The organism is Terrimonas ferruginea DSM 30193, from assembly GCF_000425585.1.
Lineage (GTDB): Bacteria > Bacteroidota > Bacteroidia > Chitinophagales > Chitinophagaceae > Terrimonas > Terrimonas ferruginea.
This window is the reverse complement of record NZ_KE384401.1, coordinates 47015-59286: the sequence shown is the minus strand read 5'-3', so window position 1 is coordinate 59286 and position 12272 is coordinate 47015. Positions and strand designations below refer to the sequence as shown.

Here is a 12272-nt window from a genome sequence, read left to right as displayed (position 1 = left end):
CGTGGAAGAATACATAAGCGCCGAAATACTACAATTGTATTTCATTTTTCACATTTCCACATCAACCCTTCCGGAGGAAGGGCACATTTTCACATTATCCTATCGTCCATACCTCTTTACCACGCAGCAGCGCATCCAGATCCGCTGTTTTGCGTGATTTGGCTTCTTCCAGTTGCATGGCCATCATGTCCTCATAACAGGCGCGCTCTTTTGCATAGAACACACCAAACGGACGAGGCAGGTGCCCTTCCGAACGCGGGTCGTCGAAAATGCGGGTTAATATCTGTGCTTTGTAAATATCTGTTTCATCATGCACCCAGAGGTCGTCGGTGCTGAAGCCTTCGCTGAGGTCAACTACTTTCGGCGTAAAGCCATCGAGGCGAAGTCCTTTTTCTCCCGCTGCACCAAAAGTGAGCGGTTTGCCGTTTTCCACAAATAAAGTTTCTACCGGCTTGGAGCCTTTCTCCGTGAATATTTCAAATGCACCATCGTTGAAGATGTTACAGTTCTGGTAGATCTCGAGAAAAGATGCGCCCTTGTGTTGATTGGCACGCAGCAACATTGCCTGCAGGTGCTTCGGGTCGCGGTCCATAGTGCGGGCCACAAAACTCGCATCCGCGCCCATCGCCAGTGCCAGCGGATTGAAGGGATGGTCGATACTTCCCATCGGCGTAGACTTCGTCACCTTGTTTTCTTCAGAAGTAGGTGAGTATTGCCCCTTGGTCAAGCCATAAATCTGGTTGTTGAACATCAGCACGTTCACGTCGAAATTGCGGCGCAGCAAATGGATGGTGTGGTTACCACCGATGCTGAGACTGTCACCGTCGCCGGTCACGATCCATACGCTCAGTTCCGGACGGCTGGCTTTCAATCCTGATGCAATAGCCGTAGCACGGCCATGGATCGAGTGCATGCCGTAGGTATTCATGTAATAAGGGAAACGGCTGCTGCAGCCGATACCCGAAATGATCACCACATTCTCACGGGGAATGCCAAGCGTGGGCATTACCTTCTGTACCTGGGCCAGGATAGAATAGTCACCACAACCCGGGCACCAGCGCACTTCCTGGTCCGTCGCAAAATCTTTGGCCGTCAACGGCGCAGCAATTACATCAGACATAATAAAATATTGCCTGCAAAGGTACTGAAAGGCCGGTAGGTTTTGCAAAAAATGCGCTTCCGGGATGCGGAATTTCCGCGCTGACGTCCAAACAATTGTTATTTTAACGCCACCTTTACGATACACCGGTCGTCCGGTAATTAACCAGAATTGATTTGATTATGAAACTGACTCAATGGAAAGTGATAGGGATTCTCAGCCTGCTGGTGATTGCCGGCGTAGCCGCCGGCCGGCTCGACCGACCCGCCCGCAACCTGAAGGTATTGCCAAAAGACATCAGTGATAAAGCGCTGGACAGCCTGATGCAGACCTACAACAAGGCGCTCGGAGTCTCCTGTTCCTTCTGCCATTCACCGCATAAAACCATCAAAGACAGTCTCGACTACGCTGCAGACGATAATCAGATGAAAGAAGAAGGACGCAAAATGATCCGCCTGACGATCTCTATCAACAGGGATTATTTCTACTACGACCGCACCAAACATCCGGCCTATCTGAATGTAGTGACCTGCAATACCTGCCATCGCGGCGATCCTTATCCCGCAGGCATGTAACGATCAACGAATACCTTTGAGCCATTGCTCGATCCCTTTGCGGATCTGGCGGCCCACATTCTTCTGAAATTTTTCGTCCCGGATTCTCGCTTCATCCTCCGCATTGCTAAGAAAAGCCACTTCTACCAGGGTATTGGGAAAATCTGTAGCGCCATTCAGCGTAAAATTGAAACTCCCGATATTGCCAAAGTCGGCAAGATCCAGTTTATACATTTCATTCAATACTGCCGTTGACAAGGGCCGGAAGCCGATATAGCGGTAATAGGTACTGGTGCCTTTTACTGTGGCGCGACCCGACGAATTCAGGTGAATGCTGATCAGCAGATCGGGTTGGGAACCCTGCACGAGGGCCAGCCTTTCATTCATCGACAAAGTAGTATCGGTGGAACGGGTCATGAAAACTTCGGCGCCTTTCTTTGTCAATTCTTCCTGCAACGCCTTCGCCATCAGCAAAGTATAATCTTTTTCGAGGATGCCTGTCTGCAGGCCGCGCGCGCCGGTATTACTACCGCCGTGACCGGCATCGATGGCTATTTTGAGGTTTTTGAGTTTGAGACTTTTCGGTTGCTGTTTTATGCGGACGACCAGCCGGCGGCCTTCATAATACACAGAATGGCCCCAATGTGTCGGGTGCTGCAATTCGATGATCACGCGAAAAACATCATCGTCAATTTGCTCGTGATAAACGTTCTTTATTTCTTTAACGGTCTTCAATTGTGTGACCCAATTCGTGTTGCTGGTAGCACCAAAAATATCCACCACAATTCTTGAAGGCGAGATTTCCTGTCTGCTTGTATAAGGCAGTCGTTCATCCAAACCGATCTTTACATAATCATAACGATCATCACCCGATACATGCCAACTGCCGGTGAGATGGTAAGGCTTCCAAACCGCTGTATCCCTGCGGAAATGCTGCTTTGGCAGGTAAGCAAAATGATTGGTTGACAACTGAACTTTATAAGTCGATCTGACGCTGTCGACAACGCGGACACGCACAGCGGTATCGAGGTAAGTCATCTTGGCTCCGCCTAAACGGTCTTCACCAAGACCATAATCGAGATAGGGATAATCACCGGTGGTTTGTCCTGAAATAAAAACGGGCTGCGCGAACAATTTGGAGAGCGACAGCAAACAACAAAGAAGCATACATCGTATCATCACGTCAAAGTAACATAAAAACACCTGAAAAACTGTTTGCGTATAAATACGGAGGGGTCACAAGGTTTTACCCGATTTTATATAAGACATTCGTTTTTAGTACTATGGACGCCAGTATTGCGTTATCATTGCATAGGATTGCAAGTTTTTGCGGGCGATCTAACCTTATCCTATCAGAAAAACGAATAACATGAATGGTAACGACATAATGGGCATCTTTTCTTCTATTGTAACAGTGGTGCCGCTGTTGTTTATCCTGGTATACCGTCTCGTTTCCTACCAGACATTTCCTGCACTCGGCATTTACTTCCTGCTTACGTTGCTTTTCAACCTGTGTTCAATAGATTTTATTCCATTAAATACAGCATTCCGTGAGTGGTGCTATGTCACCAACAACCTGTTTGATAACCTGCTGATGCTGCTGTTTCTGGTTTATATGCCTTCGTCGAAAAGATTCAAACGCGTTATAGCTATATCATTTGCAATATGCCTTGCCTACACGGCTGTAATGATCAGCATACATGGTTACAACCGTCACACCACGCTTTACACAATTGCACCGGCGCATTTCTTATGCCTGGTATTTACGGCCATTCTTACCTGGCAGCATATCCGCGTTGCCGTTCATCGCCAGCGCTCGACTGGCAAAGCTTTCATGTCCGCATCATTGTTGTTCGGGTTCGGCTGTTATACGATGTTGTATATTATCTTCTTCCTCATCAAAGGAAGTTCACCGGCCGATGTATTGATTATCTACTTCATGGCATCACTGCTCAGCTCGGGATTCTTTGCCGTCGGTTTATTCTTTGAAGCCGGAAGGGTACGGCGGCTGCGCGAACTGCAGATCACCCGCAGGGAATTAAACATGATCTACGGGCAACAGCCAATGAAAAGAGCCACCTCATTGGAGGCAGCTCTGTTTCCGCGTGAACAATTTAACCAGTTCCTTTAAAAATTATACCGTCCGTCGGCGATCATCTTGTCGGCAATACGGCGGCGTGCTTCTTTAATATTGAAAGGCTCTGCTTTAGTAAAACGTTTAATACCCATCAGGATCATTCGCTGTTCATCTCCCTCGGCAAAAGAATTCACGGCATCTCTTCCTGCTTTGTTGACCGCATCCGCAGCATCATAGAGATAGGTGCGCATGATATCGGTGTAAATCGCGGTAGCCGCTTCTCCTTTTTCTTCCTGCATTTTCATCACACGCAGCAATACGCTTTCCGCATTGAAAGTGGCGATGGCCATGTCTGCAAGATTCATCAGGATCTCCTGTTCGGTTTCCACTTTCGCCATCAGTTTCTGTACGGCGGCGCCGGCAGCTACGAGGATTGCTTTTTTCAGGTTGGCAACGAGTTTTTGTTCCGCTGCAAAAGGGGCATCGTCCTGCGCACCGAAATCGGGAATGCTCATCAGTTCTTTCTGCACGTCCATGGCGGGACCCATCAGGTTGAGGCGACCCTGCATAGCGCGTTTCAAGGTCATATCGAGTGTGAGCAGGCGGTTGATCTCGTTGGTACCTTCGTAAATGCGGTTGATGCGGCTGTCGCGGTAAGCGCGGGAAATATTGTACTCGGCGCTGAAACCGTTGCCGCCGTGGATCTGCACGCCTTCGTCCACCACATAATCCAGTACTTCACTACCATATACTTTGAGAATGGCACATTCTATCGCATATTCTTCAGCGGCGCCGAGCAATGCTTCATTAAAGGGCTGACCTGCATCCAGTAATTCTTTTTCTTTCTCATCCACCCATGCGGCGGTACGGTACAATGCCGATTCCGCCACGAAAGCACGGATCGCCATCTCGGCGAGTTTGTATTTAATAGCACCAAAATTGGCAATCGGTTGTTTGAATTGCTCGCGAGTGCGGGCGTATTCAATGCTGGTACCGATCGCGCGTTTGGCGCCACCCAATGCTGCTGCGCAAAGTTTCAGGCGACCGATGTTCAGAATGTTGAACGCGATCTTATGTCCCTTACCAATTTCACCCAATACATTTTCCACGGGCACTTTTGCGTCCTGGAAATAGAGCTGGACGGTAGAAGAACCTTTGATGCCCATTTTCTGTTCCTCGGGGCCTTGTGTGAACCCTTCGGTGCCGCGGTCAACAATGAAACCGGTAAACTTATCGCCGTCTACCTTTGCAAATACCGTATATACCTGAGCGAAACCGCCGTTGGTGATCCAGCATTTCTGGCCGTTGAGCAGGTAATATTTACCGTCGTCACTGAGGCGTGCGGTGGTCTTGGCCCCGAGGGCATCACTGCCGCTGTTGGGTTCTGTAAGACCGTAAGCACCTGCCCACTCGCCTGTGATCAGCTTGGGAATATATTTTTCTTTCTGCTCAGGAGTACCGAAATAAAGAATAGGCAGTGTACCGATACCGGTGTGTGCGGCGATGGCGACGGAAAAAGAATGTCCCCCACCGAGGTATTCGTTGATGATGGTGGACGTAATAAAATCCTTACCCAATCCGCCGTATTCCTCGGGGAAAGAGGTAGCCAGCAAACCTTGTTCGCCCGCTTTGGTCACCAGTGATTTCATCAGACCGGGTTCGAGCGAGTCGATCTTGTCGAGGATCGGATACACTTCTGCGTCCAGGAACTGGTCGCACATGTCGCGGATCATCCGTTGTTCTTCAGAAAACTCTTCCGGGATAAACGTATCACCGGGAGCCGATGCTTTGATCAGCCATTCACCTCCCTTCAGGGTTGTTTTTGCGGGCGTTGCGGTACTCATGGCAAAAATATTAAGCGGTTAAAAAATTCAATCGTTTATAAATCACTGCAGCGGTTATTTAAGGTTATCATAAACCACCTGCAATACCTGTTTACATATTTCGATTTTTTCCGGGTCTACCGTATCCAGCGCTTCGTTGAGCGTTTCTTCGGCGATGTCCATGCTTTGCTGTTGCAGCTTCTGCGCCTGTTTGGTAAGATAAATGCAATTGATGCGGCGGTCGTTTTCAGAAGCAACGCGTTTAACGAGTCCGGCTTTTTCAAGGTTGTCTACCAGGCGGGTGATGCTGGGCTTATCGCGGAAGGTGGCCTTGCAAAGTTCCTGCTGGCTGATGCCATCCGCTTTCCAGAGGTGATACAAAACACTCCATTGCTCAATGGTGAGATTGAGCCCGGCTCCGTTGAACTTCTTCTGCAACCTGCGGGCAATGGCGATGGACGCCTTTCCCGTAATGAAGCTGTAAAGCTCGCCTCTTTTAAAATGGTTGTTTGGCATATAGTTGTTTGTGCAACTATCCAAAAATAACTTTATTTTCGGATAGTTCCTTTATTTTTCCAAAAAATAATTTTACCCGTTTCTTCATGTTCAGCGCGTCGATTTCCTGCGGTAATTCCACTGTCAGCTACCTCGTTTTCGGGAGTGGCAGCACGGTTGTGATCTGCCTCCACGGCTACGGTGAATCCGCCGAACGCTTTACTTTCCTGGAAGAAACAGCCGGTGACCGCTACACTTTTATCGCACCCGATCTGCCCTTCCATGGTCACACCCACTGGAATGCAGAAAGCCTTTCACCCGGTGATCTCCAGGCATTGATTACCGGTTTGATCGAAGCACATTTTCCCGGCCAACAGGTGCCGGTATACCTGCTCGGATTTAGTCTCGGCGGACGCCTCGCACTTTATCTTACGCAACAGGATTTCCTTCCCTTGCAGCGGATCGTGTTGCTGGCACCGGATGGATTAAAAGTAAATCCCTGGTATTGGCTGGCTACACAAAGCTGGGCAGGCAAACAACTTTTTGCCTATACCATGCGCAAACCCGGTTGGTTTTACGCATTGCTGAAAGTATTGAAGAAGCTGCGGCTGGTCAACACCAGCATTTATAAGTTTGTAGATTATTATATTGGCGATGCTACCGTGCGTCAACAGTTATATCAGCGCTGGATGACACTGCGCCATATCCGTCCTTCTTTGTCTGAAGTAAAAGCGGTAATACGCCGGCACCGCATTCCCACAGAGCTGATCTATGGCCGCTACGATCGCATTATTTTGCCGGTGCGTGGTGAAAAGTTCCGTCGTGGTGTGGAGGAACTGGTTAACATTACCTTGCTGGAGGCCGGTCACCAGGTGCTGCATCCTAAACATGCAACGGCCATCATTGATGCACTCGACGGGAAAGATCCTTTGCCAAAACAAGGAGAGAATCGATAATTACGGCATTTTTGCAACTCATGGTCTTGTATTCACTCATTGTATTTTTGCTGGTCTTGTATGCCTGCCTGCTATTTTACTACCGCAGTGCGTGGCAGCGCATTCCGTTGTTTCGTCCCCGGCAGCAGGCTTCGATTTCTATTTCGGTGCTCATTCCCGCCCGGAATGAAGCTGCCAACATCGGCCGGCTCCTCGATTCACTGCAGCAACAGGATTATCCTGCAGAACAATACGAGATCATCGTGATCGATGATCATTCCACCGACGATACGGCTGCCCTTGCCGCACAATATGCCGGAGTGCATGTGATCAGGCTACAGGAGGACGATATCAATTCTTATAAGAAAAAAGCGCTGGAGCAGGGCGTGGCCGCGGCAAAAGGTCAACTGATCGTAACCACCGATGCGGATTGTGTGGCAGGCAAATACTGGCTGAGCACCATCGCCGCTTTTCAACAACAAACAAATGCGGCCTTCATCGTGGCGCCCGTATCGATCGAAGCCGGAAAGCCGCTGGTAGAACAGTTTCAGGCACTTGATTTCATGATCCTGCAAGGCATTACAGGTGCGTCCGTACAGCAGGGCGTTCATTCGATGTGCAACGGCGCCAACATGGCTTATCTCCGTGATATTTTTTATGAAGTAAATGGTTACAGCGGCATCGATCACATTGCTTCCGGTGACGACATGCTGCTCATGCACAAGATCTGGCAACGCTATACGGACAGGATCGGGTATCTGAGCAGTCCTGATGTAATCATCAAAACAGCACCCGTTCATAGCTGGCGCGCGTTTTTGAATCAACGCATCCGCTGGGCCAGCAAGGCTTCCTTTTATGATGACAAAAGAATTATTGCCGTGCTTGTATTGGTCTATTTATTAAACCTGAGTTTACCGGTGCTATTGATCGCCGGATTCTTTTGTTCGATGTATTGGGTAGCGGCACTTGTATTGATTATTGCCAAAGCATTGGTAGAGTATCCGTTTGTGTACAGTGTTGCGCGTTTTTTCAAAACACCAGTCAGCCTGCTGAAGTTTTTATTTTTACAGCCTTTACATATTGGTTATACAGTGATCGCAGGATTTCTGGGTGTGGCAGGTGGTTATGAGTGGAAAGGAAGGAAGGTGCGGTAATACCGCAATGTGGAAATGTGTAAATGTGAAAATGCCAATGCCGAAGTCTCGCGAATGGGCGACCTTTCGTGCCCCTTTGGAAGCCTCAGGAATTGAACATTGATTGAGCCAGGTGCGTATCCATTTCCACATTTACACATTTTCACATTTGTCCTCAGCTCACTCTCCCGCGTACATTCAGCGCATCGCGCAATCCATTTCCCAATAAATTAAAGGCGAGCACGAGCAGCATGATCGCGAAGCCGGGCGCTAAGGCGATCATGGGATTATTGGTGATGATGAAATTATAATTTTCCTTGATCATGAGGCCCCAGCTGGGTTGCGGTGGTTGTACGCCTACGCCCAGAAAACTGAGTCCTGCTTCAATAACAATAGCTGAAGCGAAATTGGATGCCGCGATTACCATCACCGGTCCGATGATGTTGGGCCAGATATGCCGTGCTATAGCGCGCGCATCCGAAAACCCTAATGCCCTTGTTGCTTCAATGTATTCAAGTTCGCGCACGGCCATTACCTGTCCTCTTACGAGGCGGGCCACATTCACCCACATGGTGAGTCCCACCGCGATGAACACCTGCCAGAATCCTTTGCCCAGCGCCAGGGTGATAGCAAAAACCAGCAATAAGGTAGGAATGCTCCAGATCACATTGATGAACCACATAATGATTTCGTCTGTCCGTCCGCGGTAATAGCCCGCCAGCGATCCCAGCAATAAACCGATGCTGATGGATATGATCACGGTGATCAAACCTACACTCAGGCTGATGCGCGTGCCGACGATCAGCCGGCTGAGAATATCGCGGCCATAACTATCGGTGCCCAGTACATAGGTTTTATTCACTACGGGTTCGGCCGGTAGCTGAGCACGTGCGTAGGCCTGCCGCTCCGAAACGCCTTCATCAATGAATTTCTGCGCAATGAGACTGTCACCTTTTTCCTCGTATGATGTAATGGGAACGTAATAGTAAGGGTCTTCCTTTCCGTTCATCAACCGCCTGAAAAAGCCTGTTGACGGCACTTCCCGGTCTTTGCGGACTTTGAGCAGCGTCTGGCGGAAACCGGGTTTTTCACCATCGATCTCGAGGATGATACGGTTGGCATAAGGGGAAGAATCGGGCGCGATAAAATAACAGAACACGGCCACCAGGATCGAGATACCAATAACGATCAGTCCGGAAATTGCTCCTTTATTTTTCTTTAGTCTTTTCCAGGCGGCCTGCCAGAACGAATGTGCTCCTGCGCTCATGCGAGAAAGATATACTTTTTACGTGAATCGTCAATCGTGAATCGTGAATAAGAGAATACAACAATCATCATGACACCTCCCTGGTTCGTGTATACACGAACCAGGGCAGTTGATGCTCCGGGTAACAGTGTGGTAGTTTATGTCTCGACAAGATCAGTAAAGCACCTATATAACCCTAAACCGCTCTCCGCCAACAAAAAAACAGCCATGGTGAACCATGGCTGTTTACTTACAACTTAATACTTATTACTTATGACCAGCCTTACAGATACAGTTTCTGCATCGGATTGGTCGCACAGTTGTGAACAAAGTTCCACTCATATTTACCACCGCTTGTTACACAATAAACAGCAGGACTGGCCAATGAGGTAGTAGCCGTCAGGTAGCCATAAGGTGCCATGGTACCACGATAGTAACCTGCGATATAAACATCTACATAATAACCGGTGTAGTTAGAGAAATAAACATCACAAGACGCAGAACGGTCTTTTGTTTCTTCCTTGTCAACAGTCGGACGTTTTGATTTGATGTTAGGATTGGTGCCGCGTGATGCGGGAGCAGCTTTGCCTTTTACTTCTTCAACAGGTCTTTCCTGTGCAGTGGCTGTGGTGGCGAAGAAAGCCATAGAGAAGATTGCCATGAGTGCTGCTAATGTGACTCTTTTCATTTGATTGATGTTTTGATTTTTGATAAATTGGTTTGTTTATTGGTATGATTCGTAAGCGTTGTTGTTTTACATATTCCGTTTCCGTACTTAACATTTATTTAGCGACAATCGTGAACGGTTTGCTGAACGTTGTACCGGTCTGTTCCGTCTCCACATTTACGTCTCCGCCGCGGGTACCTTTATCATTCACTTCCGCTCCTTTGAACAGCGACTCCAGTTTTGTAAATGTGCCGCGTCCCTGTGTTCCCTTCAATTCTTCTGCACGTGCCGTTACCAGTATTTCTTCCAGGTCGAGCATGTCGGAAGACAGGAATACTTTGAACACTTCGTTGCCTAAAGGCGGACCTATCGTGATGGCCATCGTGTTGAGGATATTCAATGTGTCGCCTTTTTCCACGCGGCAATCTGCTGCGGTAACAGGTGCCGGCCGTTTGTTGCGGTCTTTTAATTTTTTATTGGGCAAAATGGGATTCACGATGCCGTCGGGCTGGATGTCTACCACATTTACATAAAATGCTTTGTCACCCGTATTGATCACGCGCAAACGCACCTGGTCGCCCACACGCAATTCAAGCCGGCCGTTTACATAGCGCGATTTTGTCAGCGCTTCATCTACTTCGCCGTCTTTTACCAGCAACATATCTACCTGGGCCTTGAGACCGGCTTCAGTTATATCCATGTTGCGGAGATAGCGGACCTTGTCAAATGTTTTGATCGCCTCTTTCAATTTGGCTATACCGTCGGCTGTTGTAAAATCAACTGCCTCGCCGAATGCATCTCCGGATGTAGTGTACTTCAGGTGCCATTTACCATCGGACGATGGCGATAGCTCCAGGTCGTACGGACCGGTAAAGTCAACCAGTTTGAAGTCTTTGAGCCCTTCCGCTACTTTGCGTTTGCTGCCGTTGACGTCTTTTACGGACAGACGCACTTTATCATTTCCGTAGGCGAGTTCGGTAACAAACGCCCAGGCTCCTTTTTCCAGTAGCGCTTCATTGGGTTTGTCGAGCTTCAGTGTTGCTTTGAAATTGTCAACCTGTGTGATCTTACCTGTCGCCAGTTCTTTTTTTCCCGATGGATCGGTGGTGCCAACAGGGTAGAGTTTCACGACAGAACCTTTGGTAAGACCGGCTACGGCACCCGCATTTACCAAAAATTCGCTGGCGGAACTTTCACGCAGGTCGAGCGTGTAATACAATTTCTGTGAGATAAAGCGGTTGGAAAAAATACCGCGGTCGGAATTGTCGGTCTCGAGCACCGGGCGTTGTTTCGGTGCCTTACTCAGCATGATATTTTCGATGGAAGAGAACAGTGTACGGTAGCTTACTTTTTCGTCTTTAGAGGCGAGTGCTTTGCTGAATGCATAAGATAGTGAGCCGACGGGCTTGCGGTCGTCGCTCCAGCATTCGTAATTTTTTTCTGATGCCTGCGCTCCGGAGATCACGACATAAGGCGATGCTACATCGGAAAGAGCGGTAGCGCCGGACTCGCGGAAGTCTGTATTATTGCCTCTGCTGGCGTTGTTCGTTTTGAATGAGCTGCTGACGATCGGTTGAAAACCGCCGCGGACCAGTGGTGCATTGGCCGGATCCACATCGCGCGTGGCCGAGCCGGAATGACAGGCATCGATCACCACCAGCAGATCACCGTCCTTGCCCAGTTTGTTGCGGAGCCGGGTAATCTTTTCTCCAAATTCATCATCGCGCAGATAACCGGGTGCATATTTAGAAAATTCTTCCGGATCATAGGTATAGGTGGCGCCATAAGGAACGATCGCTTCGTCGAGGCCGTCGGCTTCGTCCCCATTGTCGTCTTCAATTTGTGAGCCGTGGCTGGAAATATGAATCACTACCACATCTCCCAAACCTGCGTTGGCAATAAGTTTGTCAAGCGCATCCACGATACCCTGCTTGGTGGCCTGTTTGTCCTGCAGCACGGCAATATCATTGAACTGCTGCGCTTCCAGGGCTCCGCGGACGAGGGGAACGTCATTGGCGGAACTGATGGGCTTCCACATATTGACTTCCGGATCGGGATAATCACCGATGGCGATGATCAGCGCATGCTTCTTCTGCGCCATGGCCCCAAGGCCGAGCAGGATCAGAAAGGTGAAGAAAAGTGAACGCATGGTTGGCTGATTTACTGGTTTGAGCGAAAAAACAGTCACTGTTATTTTCAGGGTTAAAAGTACCCGCTTTGATAAGGCAGCCCAATACCCCCTT

Annotated in this window: 11 protein-coding genes; 4 read left to right on the top strand and 7 right to left on the bottom strand. The window is 48.9% G+C overall.

Annotated elements, in window-relative coordinates:
• Positions 1 to 94 precede the first annotated feature (94 nt).
• On the bottom strand, positions 95 to 1120 hold the full coding sequence (locus tag H608_RS0118090) for a 2-oxoacid:ferredoxin oxidoreductase subunit beta (protein WP_028788917.1): 1026 nt from the start codon (positions 1118 to 1120) through the stop codon (positions 95 to 97).
• Positions 1121 to 1281: 161 nt separating this feature from the next.
• Between H608_RS0118090 and H608_RS0118085 the strand changes: the two genes are divergently transcribed.
• Positions 1282 to 1674: a c-type cytochrome gene (locus H608_RS0118085; protein ID WP_028788916.1), complete on the top strand. Its 393-nt coding sequence runs from the start codon at positions 1282 to 1284 to the stop codon at positions 1672 to 1674.
• Positions 1675 to 1677: 3 nt separating this feature from the next.
• Here the strand turns inward: H608_RS0118085 and H608_RS22925 are convergent, their stop codons facing one another.
• Positions 1678 to 2832 carry an N-acetylmuramoyl-L-alanine amidase gene (locus H608_RS22925; RefSeq protein ID WP_081658946.1) on the bottom strand — a complete coding sequence of 385 codons (1155 nt, stop codon included), beginning with the start codon at positions 2830 to 2832 and terminating at the stop codon, positions 1678 to 1680.
• A 190-nt stretch (positions 2833 to 3022) separates the two neighbouring features.
• On the opposite strand from H608_RS22925, the gene H608_RS0118075 reads away from it, so the two are divergent.
• Complete coding sequence (locus H608_RS0118075; protein WP_028788915.1) at positions 3023 to 3784, top strand: hypothetical protein; 762 nt, start codon at positions 3023 to 3025, stop codon at positions 3782 to 3784.
• Here H608_RS0118075 and H608_RS0118070 read toward each other — a convergent pair.
• Together H608_RS0118070 and H608_RS0118065 are read right to left on the bottom strand one after the other, a co-directional pair.
• The gene (locus tag H608_RS0118070) at positions 3781 to 5574 is read right to left on the bottom strand and encodes an acyl-CoA dehydrogenase family protein (RefSeq protein ID WP_028788914.1); all 1794 of its coding nucleotides are present in this window, start codon (positions 5572 to 5574) and stop codon (positions 3781 to 3783) included. The two genes, H608_RS0118075 and H608_RS0118070, sit on opposite strands and share 4 nt — an antisense overlap.
• 54 nt (positions 5575 to 5628) lie before the next feature.
• On the bottom strand, positions 5629 to 6069 hold the full coding sequence (locus tag H608_RS0118065; protein WP_028788913.1) for a MarR family winged helix-turn-helix transcriptional regulator: 441 nt from the start codon (positions 6067 to 6069) through the stop codon (positions 5629 to 5631).
• 86 nt (positions 6070 to 6155) lie between these two features.
• On the opposite strand from H608_RS0118065, the gene H608_RS22920 reads away from it, so the two are divergent.
• Together H608_RS22920 and H608_RS0118055 are read left to right on the top strand one after the other, a co-directional pair.
• Positions 6156 to 7004: an alpha/beta fold hydrolase gene (locus H608_RS22920; protein WP_051268441.1), complete on the top strand. Its 849-nt coding sequence runs from the start codon at positions 6156 to 6158 to the stop codon at positions 7002 to 7004.
• A 26-nt stretch (positions 7005 to 7030) separates the two neighbouring features.
• Positions 7031 to 8137, top strand: coding sequence for a glycosyltransferase (locus H608_RS0118055; RefSeq protein ID WP_162142898.1), 1107 nt, complete (start codon positions 7031 to 7033; stop codon positions 8135 to 8137).
• Between the two features lie 154 nt (positions 8138 to 8291).
• On the opposite strand, the gene H608_RS0118050 is transcribed toward H608_RS0118055, so the two are convergent.
• The 3 genes from H608_RS0118050 to H608_RS23860 all read right to left on the bottom strand — a co-directional run bounded on the left by H608_RS0118050 (position 8292) and on the right by H608_RS23860 (position 12178).
• Positions 8292 to 9383: an ABC transporter permease gene (locus H608_RS0118050; protein ID WP_028788911.1), complete on the bottom strand. Its 1092-nt coding sequence runs from the start codon at positions 9381 to 9383 to the stop codon at positions 8292 to 8294.
• 262 nt (positions 9384 to 9645) lie between these two features.
• A complete protein-coding gene (locus H608_RS0118045; protein WP_155990244.1) occupies positions 9646 to 10050 on the bottom strand; it encodes a hypothetical protein in 405 nt (134 codons plus the stop codon).
• A gap of 94 nt (positions 10051 to 10144) precedes the next feature.
• Positions 10145 to 12178 carry a caspase family protein gene (locus H608_RS23860; protein ID WP_051268440.1) on the bottom strand — a complete coding sequence of 678 codons (2034 nt, stop codon included), beginning with the start codon at positions 12176 to 12178 and terminating at the stop codon, positions 10145 to 10147.
• Positions 12179 to 12272 lie beyond the last annotated feature (94 nt).